Annotated in this window: 21 protein-coding genes; 13 read left to right on the top strand and 8 right to left on the bottom strand. The window is 69.4% G+C overall.

Translation table 11 applies throughout. The annotated features are described in order from the left end of the window. Nucleotides 1-176 precede the first annotated feature (176 nt). Entirely contained in the window at nucleotides 177-833 is a 657-nt protein-coding gene (locus AC5Y4S_RS18915) for a TIGR03085 family metal-binding protein (protein ID WP_500034210.1), read from the bottom strand. A 17-nt stretch (nucleotides 834-850) separates the two neighbouring features. Between AC5Y4S_RS18915 and AC5Y4S_RS18910 the strand changes: the two genes are divergently transcribed. Beyond that, nucleotides 851-2,146 carry an alpha/beta hydrolase fold domain-containing protein gene (locus tag AC5Y4S_RS18910; RefSeq protein ID WP_500034209.1) on the top strand — a complete coding sequence of 432 codons (1,296 nt, stop codon included), beginning with the start codon at nucleotides 851-853 and terminating at the stop codon, nucleotides 2,144-2,146. Here the strand turns inward: AC5Y4S_RS18910 and AC5Y4S_RS18905 are convergent. Beyond that, a complete protein-coding gene (locus tag AC5Y4S_RS18905) occupies nucleotides 2,092-2,679 on the bottom strand; it encodes a TetR/AcrR family transcriptional regulator (protein WP_500034208.1) in 588 nt (195 codons plus the stop codon). The genes AC5Y4S_RS18910 and AC5Y4S_RS18905 overlap by 55 nt on opposite strands. Before the next feature lie 65 nt (nucleotides 2,680-2,744). On the opposite strand from AC5Y4S_RS18905, the gene AC5Y4S_RS18900 reads away from it, so the two are divergent. Both AC5Y4S_RS18900 and AC5Y4S_RS18895 read left to right on the top strand, forming a co-directional pair. Then, nucleotides 2,745-3,167 (top strand): DUF1707 domain-containing protein, encoded by a 423-nt coding sequence (locus AC5Y4S_RS18900; RefSeq protein WP_500034207.1) that lies wholly within the window; start codon nucleotides 2,745-2,747, stop codon nucleotides 3,165-3,167. A gap of 2 nt (nucleotides 3,168-3,169) precedes the next feature. Beyond that, nucleotides 3,170-3,934, top strand: a complete 765-nt coding sequence (locus tag AC5Y4S_RS18895) for an SDR family NAD(P)-dependent oxidoreductase (RefSeq protein WP_500034206.1) — start codon at nucleotides 3,170-3,172, stop codon at nucleotides 3,932-3,934. 31 nt (nucleotides 3,935-3,965) lie between these two features. Here the strand turns inward: AC5Y4S_RS18895 and AC5Y4S_RS18890 are convergent, their stop codons facing one another. Beyond that, on the bottom strand, nucleotides 3,966-4,445 hold the full coding sequence (locus AC5Y4S_RS18890; RefSeq protein WP_500034205.1) for a hypothetical protein: 480 nt from the start codon (nucleotides 4,443-4,445) through the stop codon (nucleotides 3,966-3,968). 53 nt (nucleotides 4,446-4,498) lie between these two features. After that, a complete protein-coding gene (locus tag AC5Y4S_RS18885) occupies nucleotides 4,499-4,933 on the bottom strand; it encodes a protease inhibitor I42 family protein (protein ID WP_500034204.1) in 435 nt (144 codons plus the stop codon). Nucleotides 4,934-5,067: 134 nt separating this feature from the next. Here AC5Y4S_RS18885 and AC5Y4S_RS18880 point away from each other — a divergent pair, with 134 nt between their 5' ends. The 7 genes from AC5Y4S_RS18880 to budA all read left to right on the top strand — a co-directional run bounded on the left by AC5Y4S_RS18880 (nucleotide 5,068) and on the right by budA (nucleotide 13,803). Further along, nucleotides 5,068-6,117: a DUF5685 family protein gene (locus tag AC5Y4S_RS18880; RefSeq protein WP_500034203.1), complete on the top strand. Its 1,050-nt coding sequence runs from the start codon at nucleotides 5,068-5,070 to the stop codon at nucleotides 6,115-6,117. Nucleotides 6,118-6,315: 198 nt separating this feature from the next. Continuing rightward, the gene (locus tag AC5Y4S_RS18875; RefSeq protein WP_500034202.1) at nucleotides 6,316-7,908 is read left to right on the top strand and encodes a Na+/H+ antiporter; all 1,593 of its coding nucleotides are present in this window, start codon (nucleotides 6,316-6,318) and stop codon (nucleotides 7,906-7,908) included. A gap of 8 nt (nucleotides 7,909-7,916) precedes the next feature. Further along, a complete protein-coding gene (locus AC5Y4S_RS18870; RefSeq protein ID WP_500034201.1) occupies nucleotides 7,917-9,074 on the top strand; it encodes an AAA family ATPase in 1,158 nt (385 codons plus the stop codon). Between the two features lie 28 nt (nucleotides 9,075-9,102). Further along, nucleotides 9,103-9,777 (top strand): TetR/AcrR family transcriptional regulator, encoded by a 675-nt coding sequence (locus AC5Y4S_RS18865; protein ID WP_500034200.1) that lies wholly within the window; start codon nucleotides 9,103-9,105, stop codon nucleotides 9,775-9,777. Further along, nucleotides 9,770-11,293, top strand: coding sequence for an FAD-dependent monooxygenase (locus tag AC5Y4S_RS18860; RefSeq protein ID WP_500034199.1), 1,524 nt, complete (start codon nucleotides 9,770-9,772; stop codon nucleotides 11,291-11,293). Before AC5Y4S_RS18865 ends, AC5Y4S_RS18860 begins: the two co-directional genes overlap by 8 nt. A 26-nt stretch (nucleotides 11,294-11,319) precedes the next feature. Next, nucleotides 11,320-13,011, top strand: a complete 1,692-nt coding sequence (gene alsS / locus AC5Y4S_RS18855) for an acetolactate synthase AlsS (protein WP_500034198.1) — start codon at nucleotides 11,320-11,322, stop codon at nucleotides 13,009-13,011. A gap of 9 nt (nucleotides 13,012-13,020) precedes the next feature. Then, nucleotides 13,021-13,803: an acetolactate decarboxylase gene (budA, locus tag AC5Y4S_RS18850; protein WP_500034197.1), complete on the top strand. Its 783-nt coding sequence runs from the start codon at nucleotides 13,021-13,023 to the stop codon at nucleotides 13,801-13,803. Between the two features lie 186 nt (nucleotides 13,804-13,989). On the opposite strand, the gene AC5Y4S_RS18845 is transcribed toward budA, so the two are convergent. Continuing rightward, on the bottom strand, nucleotides 13,990-14,655 hold the full coding sequence (locus AC5Y4S_RS18845; protein ID WP_500034196.1) for a maleylpyruvate isomerase family mycothiol-dependent enzyme: 666 nt from the start codon (nucleotides 14,653-14,655) through the stop codon (nucleotides 13,990-13,992). After that, a complete protein-coding gene (locus AC5Y4S_RS18840; RefSeq protein WP_500034195.1) occupies nucleotides 14,652-15,602 on the bottom strand; it encodes an LLM class flavin-dependent oxidoreductase in 951 nt (316 codons plus the stop codon). Before AC5Y4S_RS18840 ends, AC5Y4S_RS18845 begins: the two co-directional genes overlap by 4 nt. An 84-nt stretch (nucleotides 15,603-15,686) precedes the next feature. Here AC5Y4S_RS18840 and AC5Y4S_RS18835 point away from each other — a divergent pair, with 84 nt between their 5' ends. Continuing rightward, a complete protein-coding gene (locus tag AC5Y4S_RS18835) occupies nucleotides 15,687-16,469 on the top strand; it encodes a helix-turn-helix domain-containing protein (RefSeq protein WP_500034194.1) in 783 nt (260 codons plus the stop codon). A 77-nt stretch (nucleotides 16,470-16,546) separates the two neighbouring features. Next, on the top strand, nucleotides 16,547-17,671 hold the full coding sequence (locus AC5Y4S_RS18830) for a glycosyltransferase (RefSeq protein WP_500034193.1): 1,125 nt from the start codon (nucleotides 16,547-16,549) through the stop codon (nucleotides 17,669-17,671). Nucleotides 17,672-17,717: 46 nt separating this feature from the next. Here the strand turns inward: AC5Y4S_RS18830 and AC5Y4S_RS18825 are convergent, their stop codons facing one another. After that, a complete protein-coding gene (locus tag AC5Y4S_RS18825) occupies nucleotides 17,718-18,050 on the bottom strand; it encodes a DUF732 domain-containing protein (protein ID WP_068112344.1) in 333 nt (110 codons plus the stop codon). Nucleotides 18,051-18,317: 267 nt separating this feature from the next. Here AC5Y4S_RS18825 and AC5Y4S_RS18820 point away from each other — a divergent pair, with 267 nt between their 5' ends. Beyond that, nucleotides 18,318-19,169, top strand: coding sequence for a sulfurtransferase (locus tag AC5Y4S_RS18820; RefSeq protein ID WP_500034192.1), 852 nt, complete (start codon nucleotides 18,318-18,320; stop codon nucleotides 19,167-19,169). A 1-nt stretch (nucleotide 19,170) separates the two neighbouring features. Here the strand turns inward: AC5Y4S_RS18820 and AC5Y4S_RS18815 are convergent, their stop codons facing one another. Beyond that, a complete protein-coding gene (locus tag AC5Y4S_RS18815) occupies nucleotides 19,171-20,181 on the bottom strand; it encodes a 5'-methylthioadenosine/S-adenosylhomocysteine nucleosidase (RefSeq protein WP_500034191.1) in 1,011 nt (336 codons plus the stop codon). Between the last annotated feature and the right edge of the window lie 28 nt (nucleotides 20,182-20,209).

The following is a 20,209-nucleotide window of genomic DNA, read 5'->3' as shown; positions in this document are numbered from 1 at the left end:
CACGAGGATTCCCACATTGAGCGTGCAGATAACGGCGCCGGCTCGAGTCACAGAAGTCAGGGATGTGCCAATCTGCCCGCCTCTCAGCGACAACCGAGGACGCCCTCGGAAACTGTCGCTCTGAGGCGGGCACAGAGAGTGCCGCCTTTTTCAGGGACTCCTGTGGCCAATGTGACTCACATGCCAAAGTGCGTGTGACGCACGGCCGCAACCGCTTCCGAAGGCCCACTCACCTCAACCTGCGCCGCGGCCTGGCGCCCAAAGAGATACAGCAGCAACTCCCCCGGCGGCCCACTGAGCAAAGCCGAAGGCGCACCGGGCCGAACCGTCACCCGCTCACCCCGACCCGCCCACTCGACCTCGAGCCCACACCCCCGAAGCCGACGGCTCAAAAACCGCCCCCCGCGGCGCACGTTTCGCCACAGCCCAGCATCCATCGAAGGCCCAAGGCTACGAACCCCCAGCCCGTTGGCCCGCCGCACGTCCTCGTGATGGACGAAGAATTCGTTGAGGTTCGCCATCGAGCGCACCCACCCGATCCGGAAGAACCCGACGGGCGGGCCGGACCGGATCCGGGCGACCAGCCCGGCAAACTCCGAGCGCCCGGCCAACGCGGCGCGACGCCGCTCGGCGAACGCAGCGAACGGACCGGGCAGGACCATGCAGGGCCCGGCGACAAAATCATGCTCGCGCAGCACCAGGTGCGCGGCCAGATCGTGCGAGGTCCACCCGTCGAGCAGGGTGGGAGCCGACGGGCCGAGCTCGTCGAAAAGGTCACACAGCGAACGGCGCTCGGCAGCATCTAGCACCACAACGCCGGAGTCTACGGTCACCTCTTTACAGTGGGGCAATGCAGAAGGCTCGACTCGTGCACAACCTCCGGCAAGCAGCGTCTCTTGTGGTCACGGCGGTAACGGCCACCTCCACCCTCAACGCCTACCGCCCGCTTGCCCGCAAGGGGTACCTCTCGCTGTTCTCGTGGTTTTTCGGCCTCGTCGTCACCGAGTTGCCGCTGCAGGCGATGGCCAGCCAGCTCGGCGGGCTGGCGTTGACGGCGCGCCGGCTCAACCGGCCCGTGCGGATCCTCGCCTGGCTGACGGCGGCCGTCTCGGCCGCGGGCCTGCTGAACTTCAGTCGCGCCGGCCACCAGGCCAACGTGCCGCTGTCCAAGGCGCTCGACGACGGTCTGGGCCCCGAAAGGCGCACCGACTCGGCCGACCTGTGGCGCCGTCCCAAGGGCCCCGGAATCGCCAAGGCGCCCGGGCTGCTGCGCATGATGCGGATCTACCGCGACTACGCCCACGACTCCAACATCAGCTACGGCGAATTCGGCAGCGCCAACCACCTGGACATCTGGCGCCGCCCCGACCTCGACCCGAATGGCAAGGCGCCGGTGCTCTTCCAGATCCCGGGCGGCGCCTGGACGACGGGAAACAAACGCGGACAAGCGCATCCGCTGATGAGCCACCTCGCCGAGCTCGGCTGGATCTGCGTCGCGATCAACTACCGGCACAGCCCGCGCAACACCTGGCCCGCCCACATCGTCGACGTCAAACGCGCCCTCGCCTGGGTCAAGCAACACATCGCCGAGTACGGCGGTGACCCCGAATTCATCGCCATCACCGGCGGTTCGGCCGGCGGCCACCTGTCGTCGCTCGCGGCGCTGACGCCCAATTACCCGCAGTTTCAACCGGGTTTCGAGGAGGTCGACACCCGGGTGCAGGCGGCCGTGCCCTTCTATGGGATCTACGACTTCACCCGCCTCGACGACTCGATGCACGCGATGATGCCGGGGCTGCTCATCAAATCGATCATCAAGCAACGGCCCTCGACGCACCTCGAGACCTTCAAAGCCGCGTCGCCGATCCATCACGTAAACCCCGACGCTCCCCCGTTTTTCGTGCTGCACGGCAAGAACGACTCGCTGGCCTTCGTCGAGCAGGCCCGCGCATTCACCAGCAGGTTGCGCGAGGTCAGCAACCAGCCCGTCGTGTACGCCGAATTGCCTTACACCCAGCACGCTTTCGACATCTTCGGCTCGGCCCGCGCCGTGCACGCCGCCGTCGCCGTCGAGCAGTTCCTGGCCGAGGTCTACGCGAGCACCCGGGCCACCACGTTCGCGACCATGGCCTCCGGCTCGGACTGAACCCCCACCGCGTTCAGCTCGCCGCCGATGGCGAGCGACGCGACGCCGTGCACCAGCGCCCACAACGGCGCGGCCACCGACCGCGGATCCTGACCGTCGACCACCCCGGTGAGCGCGTCGACTAATTCACCGAACGCCTGCTCCCCGGCCACCGCCAAACCCGGGTGTTCCGCGTTGCCGATGTCCGCGCCGAACATCACCCGGTAGTGGTCCGGATGGGCGACGGCCCAGCGCACGTAGGCGCGGCCAAGCTCGACCACCCGGGCCTTCGGCTCACCCAGAGGGACTGCGACCAGCGCGGCGTGTAGCTCGCGGAAGCCCTGCTCGGCGACGGTGGCCAGTAGGGCGGCCTTGTCGGCGAAGTGCCGGTATGGGGCCGCGGCGCTGACACCCGCGCGCCGCGCCGCCTCGGTGAGGGTGAAGCCCTTCGGCCCCTTCTCCGCCACCAGCGACAGCGCTGCGCTGGTCAGCGCCCTTTTCAGGTCGCCGTGGTGGTAGCTATCGCGCCGTGCCGGCGCAACCGAACGTGCCATGTTGACGACATTAACATTCCGGAGTATGTTAATGCCATTCACATCCCACCGAAGGGACTCGGACCATGACAACCACAACCATCGCCCGCGCCGGCAACCGCGACCGGCAAAAGACGGCCACCCGACTGGGCCAGGCGCTCGCCCAGGGTTACCTGCAGCTCGACGAGTACGACCGGCGCCTCCAGGCCGCCTTCCAAACCCAGACCGCCGCAGAGCTCAAGCACCTCCTCGCCGACCTGCCGCTAGATCGCATCCGGCGCGCCGACCCGCGCCGCCGCGCCGTCGCCGCGCGAAAGGCCCGCGCAAGCGTGCGCATCCACCTCGCCGCATTCCTCGCGATGACTACGGTCGTTCTCACGGTCTGGGCGGCGACGGGCGTGACATACTTCTGGCCGATCTGGCCCATCCTCGGCGCGGGCATCGGCCTCGTCAGCCACGCCCTGGCCGTCCGGCCGATCGCCAAAACAGTTGAATATCAAGGGGTTTAGCAATGTCGACCGCAGTGATCACCGGCGCCAGCTCCGGACTGGGCGCAATCTTCGCCGAGCAGCTCGCACAACGCGGCCACGGCCTCGTGCTCGCCGGCCGCGACGAAACCCGCCTCAAGGCGGTGGCGCAGAAAACCGACCAGGACGCCGAACTCGTCGTCGGCGACCTAGGCACCGACGAAGGCGCCAACGACCTCATCGCCCGCCTGGCCGGCAAAGACGTCGACGTTCTGGTCAACAACGCCGGGTTCGGCACCTACGGCCCGTTCGCGGAGGTCGACGCGCAGCGCGAGCACGAGCTGGTCGCCGTCAACGTCGACGCGCTGGTGCGGCTGACCCACGCCGTGCTTCCGGGCATGCTGGCCCGCGGGCGCGGCGGCATCCTGAATGTCGCCTCCACCATCGCTTTTCAGCCCGGCCCATATCAGGCCACCTACGGCGCGTCGAAGGCGTTCGTGCTGTCACTCAGCCAGGCCCTGTGGGCGGAGACCCGCAAATCCGGCGTCACCGTGACGGCGCTCTGCCCCGGCCCAACCCGCACCGGGTTCGTCGACGCCCTCGGCGGAGACGTCTCGCACACCGCCGTCTATCGGCGCCTCGCCGCGCCCGAACCCGTCGTCGCCGCAGGGCTGAAAGCCTTGGACAAGGGGCGCCCCGTCGTCGTGCCCGGGTTCCGCAACCGGTTCACGTCCACCTTCGCCCGCCTGGGACCCGGTTCCATCTCGGCGCGCGTCGCCGGCCGGATGCTGCAGCCCACGAGGGGCTAGCCGATACCGTCCCGGAGCGCGCGACGACCGCCTACGGCTTGGGCCGCACTCCGGCGGCGCGATACACGAATACCGGGTCGACCCGAAAACGCAGCGACAAGGTGGGCAGCTTTTCCAGAACGTCGCCGGGGATCTTTTTCCGGTAGTTCAGCTTCATCGAGCCGGAAAACGCGGGATCGACTCCGTGCAAATCGATTTCGATCCGCAGCCCTTTCTCGGTGATCGTCAACCGCGCCGGGCCTTTGTCGCTGTCCCACGAACAATCGACGGCCCGCAGGTTGGGGTCCGCGCGAACCGGGAAAAGCGCGACGATCCGCGCGACGCTGAAGCCGAACCCGCCCGCATAGCGGGCGACGCCGCTGGCCGAATAGACGCCCGGCACGTGGCCGCTGAAGTGCCGGCTCACCCCGACCCTGCCGGCGGTGAAGATGACCCCCTCGGCGTCGAGTTGTTCGCGCAGCCCGGCGGGCAGCTTCCCGATCTCGGACCAATTGCGAAGAAAGCCAAACACAGTCAAGACCGTAGCCCGGCGCGCCACCGCGCGCACTCGTTTGCCAGAGACGTTTACTGCACCGTCACGTTCGCCGTGTAGGTGCACGCCGTCTTCGAGTCCTTGCCGACGATGCTCGAGTAGGCGGTGCTGATCGTCGTCTTCCCCGGCTTCAGCGCCTCGAACGTCCAGACCTCGGTGCCCGGCGCCCCCCGCGCGTCGGAGGTCGGTTGCACGAACTCGTGGCTGGTCTGCTTGACGACGGTCGGATCGGCGATCTTCGTGTCTATCGTCCACCGGTACGGGGTGGTGTAGTTCGAGCCCAACCTCAGGGTCAGCGTGTTGCCGACCCCCAGCGTGACGTCCTGCGTGATGGCGTTCTGCTTCAGCACGTCGCCCATTGCCACCTCGAGGGTCCGGCTAGTCGGCGGGTTCCGGGACGCAAAATGGCAGCCCACGGCCGTCGAGCCCGCGAGCAGGGCGACTGCGAGGAGCAGTCTGGTCTTCACGAAATTCCCCCTTCGATTTCGCCTCCGCACCCTAATATCCCAGGCCCGGGTGAGCGCGAGGTGTCGCCGCAGGTGGAACCCGTCGCACGGCGTTTTGCGGCGCGCGTTTGCTGAAGCTCGGGTAGCTTCTGTGCATGTTTGGCATCATCCGGCCCTGCCGTCACCGGCTCGGCGGCGAGCTCGCGGACGCCTGGCGAGCCCAGTTATGTGGATTGTGTCTGGCTCTGCGCGACGACTACGGCCAGGTCGCGCGGATCGCCACCAACTACGACGGGTTGGTGGTCTCCTTGCTGGTCGAGGCGCAGTCGGCCGGGCAGCCGACGCGCCGCAAGGCCGGGCGGTGCCCGCTGCGCGGGATGCGGCGCGCCGACGTGGCCACCGGTGACTGCGTGCGCCTGGCCGCGGTGGTCTCGCTGGCGCTGGCCGCCGCGCGGGTGCGCGACCACGTCGACGACCGCGACGGCCTGGTCGGCGTGGCCGGAGTTCGCCCGGCGGCGCGGCGCATCGCCGAGCGCTGGGTGCGCCAGGGCACCGATGCCGGCCACACGCTGGGCTTCGACACCGGCGTGCTCGTCGCGGCGATCGACCGCCAGGCCGCGCTCGAAGCCTCCGCGGGCCCGGGCAGCCCGCTGTTGGCGGTGACCGAGCCCACCGAGACCGCGGTCGCCGAAGCCTTCGCGCACACCGCCGTGCTGGCCGGGCGCCCCGGCAACGCCGCGCCGCTGCGCGAGATCGGGCAGCTGTTCGGCCGGGTGGCACACCTGCTCGACGCGGTCGAGGACTACCGCGACGACGTGGCGCGCGGCAAGTGGAACCCGTTGGCCGCCACCGCAACTCCCATCGAAGACGCCCGCGCGCTGTGCGACGACGCGGCCCTGGGCATCGAGCTGGCGCTGGCCGACGTCGAGTTCACCGACGGGCGCCTGGCCCAGCGGCTGCTGACCGGCGAGGTGCGCCGCGCGATCAAACGCACCTTCAGCCACGCCGGTTACACCGCGCAAAGCGGGACGCCGCGCGGCCAGCAGGAACCCATCAACTTCGGCAACCAGCCCGCTTCGTTTGAGCCCACGGACGAGGGCGAGACCCCCAACCCCGGGAAACGCAAGAAGGGCGGCGACGGCACCTGCTTGTGCTGCTGCGAGGGCTGCGACTGCTGCTGCGACGACTGTTGCTGCGATTGTTAGGTGATGACCACCTACGACACGCGACGGCCGCGAGGGCATCGACGCGTTCGTGAACAAGCGGGCGGCCAAGTTCGCCTGAACTGGGGAGCACACGACTCCCAAACGTGATAGCGCCGGCGCTATCGCATCTGAGATTCGCCTGGCACCCCTCAAAACCCCAAACGGCGCACGTCGTACCCGTCCGGCAGGATGGGCGAGGTGTTTGGCCTCGTCCTGATCGTCGCGCTGGTCTCCACCGTCATCGTGGGGACGGTCATCGGCCGGCGCTACCGCGTGGGTCCCCCGGTGCTGCTCATCTCGCTGGGCGCGCTGCTGGGCCTCATCCCCAGTTTTGGTCACGTGCACGTCGACGGCGAGGTCGTGCTGCTGCTGTTCCTGCCCGCGATCCTCTACTGGGAGGGCATGAACACCAGCTTCCGCGAGATCCGCGCCAACGCGCGCGTCATCGTCTTGCTCAGCATCGCCCTGGTGATCGCCACCGCGGCAGCGGTGTCGTGGACGGCGCGATCGCTGGGCATGGACCCCCACGCGGCGGGCGTCCTGGGCGCCGTGCTGTCCCCCACCGACGCCGCCGCCGTGGCCGGCCTGGCGAAAAAGCTGCCGCGCCGGCAGCTGACCGTGCTGAAGGCCGAGAGCCTCATCAACGACGGCACGGCGCTAGTGCTGTTCGCCGGCAGCGTCACGGTGGCCATTGGCGGGTCCGCGATCACCCCGCTCGAAGTGAGCGGCCGGTTCGTCCTCTCCTACCTCGGCGGCATCGCCGCCGGCCTGTTGGTCGGCGGGTTGGTGGTGCTGGCGCGCAAGCGAATCGACGCGCCGCAGGAGGAAGGGGCCATGAGCCTGCTGACGCCGTTCGCGGCGTTCCTGCTGGCCCAGGCATTCGACTGCAGCGGCGTGGTGGCGGTCATGGTGTCGGCCCTGGTCCTCGCCTACGCCGGGCCGGTGGTGATCCGAGCGCGCTCCCGCCTGGCGGCCTTCGGGTTCTGGGACATCGCGACCTTCCTGCTGAACGGCTCGCTGTGGGTGTTCGTCGGCGTACAGATCCCGGGCGCGCTGCACGGCATCTCCCACGTCGACGGCGGCCTTCGCCACGCCGCCTACATCGCCCTGGCCGTCACCGGAGTGGTGATCGTCTCCCGCATCGTGTGGGGCGAAATCACCACCGGCCTGATTCGCCTCATCGATCGCCGGGAGGCCCAGCGTGAGCGCCGCGCCCCATGGCGTCAGCGTTTCGTGGTCGCCTGGGCGGGATTCCGCGGCGCCGTGTCGCTCGCCGCGGCGCTGGCCGTCCCGGCCACCACGCTGAACGGCACGCCCTTCCCCGACCGCAGCCTGCTGATCTTCATCGTGACCTTCGTCATCCTGGTCACCGTCCTGGTCCAGGGCAGCACACTGCCCGCCGTGGTCCGCTGGGCCAAGATGCCCGACGACCTCACCTACGTCCAGGAACTGGAAATGGCCCGTTGCCGGGGCATTCAAGCGGCGCTCGACGCGCTCCCAACGGTCGCCGACGAGGTCGGCATCAGCGAGGAGCTACTGGGGCGGCTACGCAAGGAATACGAAGAAAAGGCGGCACTGGTCAAGGCCACCGAAGACGGGTCCCCCAACCACCGACTGGTCAAAGGCAAGGAGAAGGTGCGACGGGTGCGCCTGGGCGTGCTCGAGCACAAGCGGCGCGAAATCACCGCCCTGCGAAACCAGAACCTGATCGACGACATCGTGCTGCGCGAGTTGCAAAACGAGATGGACCTCGAGGAGGTTCAACTGCTCGACGCCGCCGACGAAGAGTAGGGCGCGCCGTGTTGCAGACGGTCGCCATCCGCGGATACCGGTCGCTTCGCGAGGTGATCGTGCCGCTGGGGCGGCTGTCCGTCGTCACCGGCGCCAACGGCGCCGGGAAGTCGTCGCTGTACCGCGCACTGCGGCTGCTGGCCGATTGCGGCCGCGGCGAGGTGATCGGTTCGCTCGCCCGCGAGGGCGGGCTGCAGTCGGTGCTGTGGGCCGGGCCCGAGCAACTCGGCGGCGCCCGGCGCACCGGCAAGGCCCAGGGCACCGTGCGCACCCGGCCGGTGTCGCTCGAAATGGGCTTCGCCGCTGACGATTTCGGCTACCTGGTGGACCTCGGCATCCCGCAGATGGCGGGGATCGCGTCGGCGTTCGGCCGCGATCCCGAGATCAAACGCGAAGCGGTGTTCGCCGGGCCGGTGCTGCGGACCGGCGCGACGCTGGTGCGCCGAACCCGGGATTTCGCGGAGGTCAGCGCCGAGTCGGGCCGCGGGTTCGACGAGCTGAGCCGGTCCCTGCCGTCGTATCGCAGCGTGCTGGCCGAGTACGCCAACCCGCACGCGCTGCCCGAACTCGCGGCCGTGCGCGAGCGACTGCGCGGCTGGCGGTTCTACGACGGCTTCCGCGTCGACGCCGGGGCGCCCGCCCGGCGCCCGCAGGTGGGCACGCGCACGCCGGTGCTCTCCGACGACGGCCACGACCTGGCCGCCGCGATCCAGACCATCATCGAGGCGGGTTTCGACGACCTCGCCCGCACCGTCGCCGACGCGTTCGACGGCGCCACCGTCTCGGTCGCCGTGCATGACGGGGTGTTCGATCTCCAGCTACGCCAGCGCGGCATGCTGCGCCCGCTGCGGGCGGCCGAATTGTCCGACGGCACACTGCGATTCCTGCTCTGGGCCGCCGCGCTGCTCAGCCCGCAGGCGCCAACGCTAATGGTGCTCAACGAACCCGAGACTTCCCTGCACCCGGAACTGGTGCGACCGCTCGCCTCGCTGATCCGCGCGGCCGCCGCACGGACGCAGGTCGTGGTGGTCACCCACTCGCGCGCGCTGCTGGAGGCCGCCGGCGACGACACGATCGAGATCGAGCTGTACAAGGAATGGGGCGAAACCCGCATCACCGGCCAGGGCCTGCTGACGACACCGCCCTGGGAATGGGGCAAACGCTAACTTTGCCCAGCAGGCAATCTTGCCCACCATGCAACTTTCCCGTACGTTGGTCTTCGTGACCGACCCGTCCCTCGGACTGCGCGAGCGCAAGAAGGCCGACACCCGGCGCGCGCTCAGCGACGCCGCGCTGAGCCTGGCGTTCGAACGCGGGCTGGAAAACGTGACGCGCGACGAGATCGCCAACCTGGCCGGGGTGTCGCTACGCACGTTCAACAACTACTTCACCGGCAAGTACGAGGCGCTCGCCTACCGGCAGACCGAGCGCATGCGCCGCAGCGTCGCCGCGCTGCGGCAGCGCCCCGCCGGCGAGCCGCTATGGACGTCGATCGCCCACGTCGTCCTCGAGGCCCTCGAGGCCGATTTCGGCGACGTCTACGGAGAGGAGAACCGGGTGCCCAGCCGCCGGGAGCTGGTCGAGGTACGAAAGCTGCTGATGAATCCGCAGGTGCGTAACGCGTTGCCGCAGGACCTCTTTGACGAGTGGCTCGAGGTCATCGCCGAACGCACCGGCACCGATCCCGAGCGCGACCTGTACCCGCGGCTGGTGGTGACCGTCGTGCGAGCCGTCGGCGACGCCGCCGCAGAGGCCTACGTGCGGGCGGACCCGCCCGTCGCGATCACCGACCTGATCCGCAACGGCTTCGCCGCCGTCACCGCGGGACTGCCCGAACCCGCCAAGCGCAAGGAGACCCAACATGCCTGACGAACACGCCGACGTCGTCATCGCCGGCGCCGGCCCCAACGGGCTGATGCTGGCCTGCGAACTGGCGCTGGCGGGCATCCGGCCCGTCGTGCTCGATCCCCTGCCCGGGCCGAGTGCGGAGCCGAAGGCCAACGGCCTTGTTGGGCAGGTGGTTCGGATGCTCGACATGCGCGGGCTGTATCGCGAGTTCACCGGCGACCCCAATCCGCCGCAACCCGTCTACGGCTGGATCTTCGCGGCCATGACCCTGAATTTCCTTGGCATGCCCGACAATCCGATGTACGCGCTGCCCATGCAACAGCCCCGACTGGTGCGGATGCTGGAGAAGCGCGCGCGCGACCTCGGGGTGGACCTGCGCTGGGCGCACGAGCTCACCGGGCTGCACCAGGAGCCCGAATCCGTTGAGGTCGCGGTGAGTTCGCCCGAGCGCGAGTACCGCATCGCGTCGCGGAACCTGGTCGGCGCCGACGGCGGGCGGAGCCTGGTGCGCAAGACCGTGGGCATCGACTTCCCCGGCCACACGTCGCAGACCGTCGGCCGGCTCGCGCACGTGCAGATCCCCGACGAGCTGCGCCGCCCCGACGGCGGCATCGACATCCCCGGCTTCGGCACGCTCCGGTTCGGCCACACCCGGTTGGACACCGGCGGCGTGATCTACGCCGAGTTCGAACCGGGCCGCTCGCTGTTCGGCACCATCGAATTCTCACCGCCGGTCGAGGACAAACCGATGAGCCTGGCCGAGCTGCGCGAAAGCGCCCGCCGCGTCCTCGGTGTTGACGTCGCGTTCGGCGAGCCCAAAGGCCCTGGGCCGCATGCCCTTCGCCGGATCAACGGGCAGAACACCCGTCACGCCGAACGTTACCGCGACGGACGTGTCCTGCTGCTCGGCGACGCCGCCCATGTGCACAGCGCCATGGGCGGGCCAGGCCTCAACCTCGGCCTGCAGGACACGCTGAACCTCGGCTGGAAGCTCGCCGCCCAGCTCAACGGCTGGGCGCCCGCCGGGCTGCTCGACACCTACGAGTCCGAGCGCCACCCGGTAGGCGAGCGCGTGATGATGCAGTCCATGGCCCAGACCGCGCTCATGGCGCCGGGTCCCGAAGTCGCCGCGCTGCGAACGCTTTTGGGCGAGCTCTTCGCCCTGCCCGACACCGCGCGGCACATGGCGAGGCTCCTGGCCGGCAACGACGTGCGCTACGACGTGGGCGACGACCACCCGCTCTCGGGCTGGCCCGTGCCCGAGCTCACCCTCGACGACGGCCGGCGGGTCGCCGAGCTACTGCACGACGCCCGGCCCATCCTGCTCGACCTCGACGGCGTCGGCGAGGCCACGGCTCGGGGATGGCTGGATCGCGTCGACGTCGTCCGCGCGACCGCTGCCGACCCGCCCGTCACCGCAATGCTGCTCCGGCCCGACGGATACGTCGCCTGGGCGGCGGACGCATTCGGGCCGGACGAAGAGGCCGGCCTGAGGGCCGCGCTGGAGCGGTGGTTCGGGCTCGCGTCGAGCGGGTAGCCGCGCCAGCGACCAGACTGGGCTCCATGGCCCCCACAAATCCCGGCGAGCCGGTGCGCAGCGCGCAAAAGATCGTCGACGTGCTCACGGCGCAGGGCGTCGAGTACATCTTCGGCGTGCCCGGAGCCAAGATCGACGCCGTCTACGACGCCCTGGTCGACGGCGGCCCAAAACTGGTGGTGTGCCGTCACGAACAAAACGCGGCGTTCATCGCGGGGGCGATCGGCCGGCTCACCGGCAACCCGGGGGTGGTGCTGGTGACGTCGGGACCGGGTACGACCAACTTGGCGACCGGACTGCTCACCGCGACCACCGAGCAGGACCCGGTGGTCGCGCTGTGTGGCGCGGTGAGCCGCGAAGACCGGCTCAAGCGCACCCACCAGTCGATGGACGCCGCGGCAATGCTGCGGACGGTCACCAAGTTCACCGGCGAGATCAACCACCCCGACAACGCCGTCGAGGCCACCGTCGGTGCGTTCCGCGCCGCAGCCAGCGAACCGCGCGGAGCGGCCGCAGTCGTCCTGCCCGCCGACGTCCTGGCGGCTCCCACGACGGCCGGCATCGCGGTGCGGCTGCCGATCCCGCCGTTGGCTGCGGCCCCGGCGCACGCCATCGCCGAGGCGGGCGGGCTCATCCGCGCCGCGCGGCGGCCGGCGCTCCTGGTCGGGATGCGCGGCGCCGACCCGGACAGCTGCGCAGCGCTGCGCGCCCTCGTCGCGGCCACCGGGCTGCCCGTGGTGGAAACCTTTCAGGCCGCGGGGGTGATCTCCCGCGCCCTCGAGGATCACTTCCTGGGCCGGGTGGGCCTGTTCCGCAACCAACCCGGCGACGTCATCCTCGACCACGCCGACGTCCTGATCACCGTAGGCTACGACTCCGTCGAATACGACCCGGTGCTGTGGAACAACGACGCAAAGCTCCACGGGCGTACCGTCATCCACATCGACTCGATACCCGCGGAGATCGACAACCACTATCAGCCGGCCCTGGAGCTGCTCGGCAACGTCGCGGCCACCCTGACCGACTTGACCGGCGACCTCGCCGGCCTCAGGCTCACCGACGAGTATCGGGGCCAGATCGATAGCCAGCGAAAAGCGTTGGCAGACATAGACAACGCCGCACGCAACCAAGCGCCGGGCGGGCCCGGGCTCAACCCGGTCGCGGTCACATTGCGCCTACGCGAGGAACTCGACGACACCGCCACCGTCACCTGCGACATCGGCTCGGTCTATATCTACATGGCGCGCCACTTTCGGGTCTACGAGCCCCGACGGCTGCTGTTTTCCAACGGGCAGCAGACCTTGGGCGTGGCCTTGCCCTGGGCGATGGCCGCCTGCCTGGTGCGGCCCGGCACACCCGTCGTGTCGGTGTCCGGCGACGGCGGATTCCTCTTCTCCGCCCAGGAACTCGAGACGGCGACCCGACTGGGCCTGACGTTCACCCACATCATCTTTCGCGACAATACCTACGACATGGTCGGCTTCCAGGAGCAGCTGAAGTATCAGCGCAAGTCCGGCGTGCAACTCGCCGACTACGACATCGTCAGCTACGCGGCCGCTTTCGGCGCCCGCGGATACCGGGTGAATTCGCTCGACGAATTCGGCGCCGCCTTGCGCCAGGCGCTGGCCGAGGATGGGCCGACCCTGATCGACGTCCCGGTGGACTACAGCCGAAACACCGATCTCGCCGCACACCTGCACGACGACCCCTTCGAATGAGCCGGGACCATGAGTAACGCATACGAGCTTTTCCGCCATTGGGCTGCAACGCTTCTCGGACATCACCACGGCAGGGAGGTATATCAGTTCTCGACGATCAGCGCCCTGCTCGACGGCGTTTACGACGGCGACGCCACCGTTGCCGATCTCCTTCGGCACGGCGACTTCGGCCTGGGCACCTTCAACCACCTCGACGGCGAAATGGTGATCCTCGACGGCATTTGCTACCGACTCCGCTCGGACGGAACCGCCACCCGGGCACAGCCAACGGACCGCACACCATTCGCGGCGGTCACGCGGTTCCACACCGACTTCGCGATCCCGATCCGGACGCGCACCGGGCGCGCGGAGGTGAGCGCGGCGATCGACCGCCAAATCGAAAGCCCCAACCTGATTTACGCGATCCGGATCGTCGGTGATTTCGCCGAGCTGCACACCCGCACGGTGATGGAGCAAAAAGAGCCCTATCCGCCATTGACGGAAGCGACCGAGGACCAGGCCGAAACCGTATTCACCGACGTTTCGGGCACGGTCGTCGGGTTCCGCACGCCCGACTTCGAACAGGGCATCTCCGTGGCCGGATATCACCTGCACTTCCTCAATGAGGACCGGACCGGCGGCGGCCATGTCCTCGACTTCACCCTCGAGCGCGGCACGGTCTCGGTCAGCGGCGCCTCGCAGTTGCATCTGAGCCTGCCCACGTCCGGCGGGTTTCTCGGCGCGCAACTGGCCGGTGACGATCTCGCCGAGCAGATCGGGAAGGCCGAAGGGCCCAAAGGCGATGCGCGGTGAAGTCACATCCGCCACACGCGTCTCCGTCCGAGCGGGCACCCTTTGTGCCCGCCTCATAGCGACAGCTGCAGGCGCACACTCGATCACGGCGGATTGTCGCTCAGAGGCGGGCACGAGGGCTCATCCTTCCCGCCAGAGGCCAACGTGACGGATGTGACAAGACGCCTTGGCCGGTCGCCCGCTGCCTCAGCGGTAGATGTTCACGCTGTCGGGCAGCCGCAGGCCTGCTGGATCGCCCCGGCCGGTGGCGGCCAGGAGAAACTCGTGCGCCGCCATGCCGGTTTGGCCTGCGAAGTGCTCGACCGAAGCCCCCAACAGCCGCGCGACGGCCGGTTCCGCGGCGGCTTCGTCGTCGCGCAGCAGGGCGCCGAGCACGAAGTCGAGGGTGGCATCCAGGCCCGGCCCGGCGTCGAACGGCAGACCGACCGCAGCGCGGATGTCGTCGCCGTGCACGTAGGCGTCGTTCAGCAGCGCGTGCACGCCCTGGCCGAGGGTCAGCCCCGGCACCGGGCTGGGTGCCAACCAGCTCGCGTCGTCGATCACCACGGCAAGGCGCGCAACGGAATCCGCCGCGGTCCGTAGCCGCCCCGCGAGTGCGGCCGGTGATTCCCCGCGCAAGGCCGCCGCCTGGTCGTCGGGTGTGCGCGTGCCGATCACGCCGCTGACGGTGTCGACGGCCTGGCCCACCACGTGGCCGGCCACGTCGCGCACCTGCCAGCCGGCGCAACGGGTTTCGCGCGTCCACTGCGATGCATTGAGTGGGCCGATGAGTTCGGCGAACGAGCGGTATTCGTCGGCAAGGCGGGTGATCGTCGCGACTCGGTCGGGTCCCGGCCGCACGATCGTGGTCATCGCAACGCCTCCGCCACCGTCCGCAGCTGGCGCAGTTGCTCGAGGAATCCGTCCGGGCCGAGGACCGCTATTCGGCACACCAGATCCCGCGCGCCCGCGTCGATATAGCTCGCGAGCCTTGCGGTCACGGCGTCGGGCGTCCCCGCCGCGAACGTCTGGATCTGCTCGATGACATCGATGCCGAAACCGTATGTCTGGGTGGCGAAATGATCCATAGCCGCCCGCCCGCCGTCGGGATCATCGGTTATCAGCACGGTCACGAACAGGGCCGGCGTCATCGCGTCGGCGGCGCGGCCCGCGCCCTGGGCGGCGGCCCGCACCTCGGCCAGGCCAGACGAATAGGCCTGTGGTGTCGGAGGATACGGGAGCCATCCGTCGTAGAGACGGCCGGCGCGGGACCGCGCACTCGGCGTATCCGCGGCCAGCCATACCGGCGGGTCGGACGCGTTGAATGGCGTGATGCCGGCCGGGATGTCGTCGAGGTGCAGCACAGCCCCGTGAAACGAGCTGGGCTCCTTGGTGTTCCACAGCTGGCGCCATAGTGCGACGGTGTCGTCGAGGCGCGCGAAGCGCCGGCGCCACGGGACCTCGGAGGCCGCGTACTCCACCTCGGACAAGCCCGGGAAGCCGGCGCCGACCGCCACCGCCAACCGCCCGCCCGACAGCCGATCGATGGAGGCCAGGACCTGCGCGGTCTGCACCGGCCGCCGTAGCACCGGCTGCAGGGCGGCGGTCCCCAGGGTGATCCGGTCGGTGACCGCGGCCGCCGCCGACAGAAACGTCAGGGCTTCGATGCGCGGGCGCACCAACGAGTCGTTCGCCCACAGCGAGTCGAACCCCAGATCCTCGACGGCGCGGGCGAAGTCGAGGAGGCGGCGCAGGTCGGTACCGGCCCATGGTTCGGCGGCCAGGGGAGGCATCACACCGAGGCGGAGTGGCTGATTCATACGGCGATCGTGTCGCCCGCACTGGCGCGCGGCAATTCCCTCGAGGGAATAGCGGCCAGCGCCGCGAACGGGTTGACTGTTTGCATGTCGGTTTCGGTGCAGGGCGACTTCGGCACGGCGCTGCGGGAGTGGCGTAATCGGCGACGGCTCACCCAGATCGACCTGGCCAACGATGCCGGCACCACCCAACGGCACCTGAGCTACCTGGAGCAGGGTCGATCGGTGCCGGGGCGCGACATCGTCAGCCGGCTGGCCGACTCGCTGCAGCTGTCGCTGCGGCAACGTAACTCACTGCTCTCGGCGGCGGGGTTCGCGCCCGCGTATCCGGAGTCGGCGCCCGACGCGCCGCTGCTGCAACCGGTGCGCGAGGCGCTGCAGCATGTGCTCGACGGCCACCTGCCGTATCCGGCGATGGTGATGGACGGCTTCGGCGAGTTGGTCGCCGCGAACGGCGCCTTCGGACTGCTGACCGACGGGGTGGCGGAGTGGCTGTTAGAGGCGCCGGTCAACGTGTTGCGCGTCGCGCTGCATCCGGAAGGCATGGCGGCGCGCATCGTGAACCTCGACGATTGGCGGCGCCACATTCTGCATGGCCTGCGCGAGCGCGGTCCACACCCGCGCATCGACGCGCTGATCGAGGAACTCGAGGGATGCGGCGTGCCGGCGCCGGGCGGGCGGCCGATCGAATCGCTCGGGTTCGCGGTGCCGCTGCACCTGCGCTCCCCCGACGGTGACGTGCGGCTGATCGCGACGATCTCGACATTCGTCACGGCGCTCGATGTCACCGTGTCGGAGCTGCGCCTCGAGGCGTTCCTGCCCGCCGACCGGGAAACCGCCGCGATTCTCGCCCGCCGTCACGGCAGGTGAGGCGAATTCACGGACTGTTCAGGCACGCGACGGTTCCACATCGATGAATGCACATACGCGCCGCGTGTCCTCACGTTATGCGCGTTGCACAGGTCGCCAACTTTTATGGCCCCCGCTCCGGCGGCCTGCGCACCGCGGTGGACCGGCTGGGCGCCGAATACTGCGCCGCCGGGCATGAGGTGTTCCTGATCGTCCCCGGCCGAAACGCCGAACGCACGGAGCTGCCCACGGGCGTGGTGCGAATAACCATGCCCGCCCGGTTGATTCCCTTCACCGGCGGCTACCGCGCGGTGATGCCGGGACCCGTCAAGGCGCTGCTGGCGGCGCTGAAGCCCGACGCGTTGGAGGTCTCCGACCGGCTCACCCTGCGGTCGCTGGGGCCATGGGGCCGCGAATACGGCGCCAACACGGTGATGATCTCCCACGAGCGCCTGGATCGCCTTGTGGGGCAAGTACTTCCGCGGCGCAGCGCGGAGAAGTTCGCGGACTTCGCCAACCGGCGCACCGCCGCCAACTACGACACCGTGGTGTGCACCACCGCGTTCGCGCGCGAAGAGTTCGACCGGATCGGCGCCACCAACACCGTCACCGTGCCCCTGGGCGTGGACCTGCAGACGTTCCACCCGCGCCGGCACTCCTATCTGGTGCGGCGGCGCTGGGCCACCCCAGAGCAGATCCTGCTGGTGCACTGCGGCCGGCTGTCGGTGGAAAAGCGCGTCGACCGCAGCATCGACGCCCTGGGCGCGCTGTGCCATGCCGGCGTCGACGCCCGGCTGGTCGTCGTGGGCGAGGGGCCGTTGCGGGCCAGGCTGGAAAGGCAGGCCTCCCGCCTTCCGATCGACTTCACCGGCTTCATCAACAACCGGCGCACCGTCGCCGAGCTGCTGGCCACCGCCGACGTGACGCTGGCGCCGGGCCCGCATGAGACGTTCGGGCTGGCCGCGCTGGAATCGCTGGCGTGCGGGACACCGGCCGTCGTGTCGCGCACGTCGGCGCTGACCGAGATCATCACCCCGGACAGCGGCGCGCTGGCCGACAACGACCCCTTCGCCATCGCGTGGGCGGTCGGCGCGATTGTCGGTCGACCGGAAAACCACCGCCGGCGCTCCGCGCGGCGCCGCGCCGAGAACTTCACCTGGGAACGGGCCGCGGCGGGCATGCTGGCCTCGTTGGCGACCGCTGAAGCCAAAGAAAGCGCATAGCGCCGATAACCGCAGCTCAGCGGTGCGTCAAAAAAGAGCGGAGCGGTTATCCGCCGCCGCTGGGCTTGTTTTCCGGGTGCTTGCCGGGGCAGTAGTCCGCGGTGGCCGCGCCGATGAACGTCTCGGCTTGCGCCTGGGTCAGCTTGTGCGACCCGGTCAGCTGGTCGATCTCGTCCTTCTGGGTGTAGCCCGCCTCGAGGTCCTTGCACATGGTGCGCGCCATGTTCACGACCTGCGACGGCGAACCCAGGTTGATGCCGTGCCCCGCCAGGTATTCCGCGAAGTCCTGGTCCGTCTGGTCGGCGTGCGCGACGGCTGCGGGCACCCACGTGAAAGCCAGGAACGCGCCGAACGCGACCGCAGAAAGCTTCTTCTTCATTTCCCCATCACTTTCGAAAACCACACGGGCGGGAAGCCCACCGTAATTAATCCTCGCGTGCGAGCGGTTCCATGGTCAATAGTCTTCTCGCGGGACCGCACGCCGAAAGCCAAACTTCAATCCGCCGTTCAGTTTTAGTTCTGGTCGAGTTTAATTCTGACCGCGCCGCCGACCTCGTCGGGGACCGCAAGAGTTCACCTTCGGTTCCGACGGCGTTTACTTCCCGGCGCGCGGCTAGGCTCGCGGGAAACGCAAGGAGGTGCACCAGTGGAGGCGCGCGACCAGGTGCTGATCACGGCGACCGAGCTGGCCGCCGCCATCGAGGGGGGCGAGCCGCTCGCGATACTCGACGTGCGTTGGCGCCTCGACGAACCCGATGGCCGCGCGGCCTACCTGGAGGGCCACCTGCCGGGTGCGGTGTACGTGTCGCTCGAGGACGAGCTGAGCGACCACGGCGTGGCCGGCCGGGGGCGCCACCCGCTGCCGTCCGGGCGCAGCCTGGAGGCGGCCGCGCGCCGATGGGGCATCGACCAAGACGATTTGGTCGTCGTCTACGACGACTGGAACCGCGCCGGCTCCGCGCGAGCATGGTGGGTGCTGACGGCCGCGGGGCTGGAAAACGTGCGCATCCTGGACGGCGGCCTGGCCGCGTGGCGCGCGTCGGGACGGCCGCTCGACACCGGCCCGGTCGATCCGCCGCCCGGGAATGTGGTTGTGCCGCACGATGATCTGTACGCGGGCGGACGGCCCACGTTGACGGCCGCCCAAGTTGGCGAGGTTATGACGCTGCTCGATGCTCGTGCCCCCGAACGGTTTCGGGGCGACGTCGAACCCCTCGACCCCGTCGCCGGCCACATTCCCGGCGCGAAAAACCTTCCCAGCGGCGCCGTCCTGGCGGGCGACGGGACGTTCGTCGGCGATTACGCGCTTGACCAACTGCTGTCCGACCACGGCATCGATCGCGGAGGCCCGGTGGGCGTCTATTGCGGCTCGGGTGTCACCGCGGCTATCACGGTCGCCGCGCTCGCCGCGGCGGGCCGAGAAGCGGCGCTGTATCCGGGATCGTGGTCGGAGTGGTGTTCGGATCCCAGCCGCCCGGTCGCCCGCGGCCACGAGTAGCTCAGATGCCGGCCCAGCTCTGCAGGAATGCCGAGGTCACCCGGGCCGCGTTTTCCGCCGCGATCTGCTTGTAGAAGAAGAACTCGAACGGGAACCCCGGCAGGCCCAGCGGGTCGCCCGCGCCGTCCGAAACGCCGCGGATGCCCAGGAACGGCACGCCGTGCGCGTCGGCGACCGCCTGCACCGCCGCCGTCTCGTTGTCCGTCGCGTCGAAGGCCGGGTTGGCCGTCGACGCGATGTTCAGGTTGCTGATCAGTGAGTTTCGCAGCCACGGCCCCGCCGCCTGAAAGAAGTTGCCGGTGTAGAAAAGCGAGCGATCCGGCGCGCTGCAGGGTTGGCAGCCGAACACATCGCCGCCGTTCGGTATGCACGGGAACGCGCGGCCGTTGTTGTTGTCGGAGCTGGAACCGTCGCCGCCGACCACTAGCCTCGGCTGGCGCTTCAGGTTGATCAGCTTGACGCGGGGGGCGTTCTTGCACAGGCAGATCGGATTGCCAAGGTAGTTAACGCTTTCCAGGTCGACGCTGAGCGCCTGGGCCGCGGCCAGCATGCCGGGGTCGACGGGGTGAAACGTCGCGCCCTGGTCCAGGCTCCAGCGCGCCGGCACCGCGACGTCCCCGATGTTGACGCGCGCGCCGCCCCCGGCGACGCCCGAGAACACCACCGCGCCAATGGAAACCGACGACGCGCAGGTGAATCGCGCGAAGGCGGTCTGGGCGGTCTCGGTCGCGTTAACCAGGCCGATGCCCGTCATCGCCACGATCACCTTCTTGCCGCCGATCGTTCCGAGGTAATAGCGGCGGCGGTCGGACCGCACCACGGGGTGGGGGTCGAGCGCGGTGAACGACAGCACGGCGTCGGCCTCGGCCGGGAAGGCGGACAGCACCAGCGTGCGCTGTTCGCAGGATTCGGTCGTCACTTCCGGGGCGCCTGCGGGCTCGGCGGCGGCCACGCCGGCGCCCACCGACAGCGCGAGCGCCACCATGGCGGCGACGCGAAAAGGCTTGAGCACGATCCCCCTGGTTTTTTGTCGGTCATGA

This window comes from Mycobacterium sp. NGS64 (assembly GCF_059812245.1).
The sequence above is the reverse complement of the archived record's forward strand: the minus strand, read 5'-3'. Positions and strand labels throughout refer to the sequence as shown.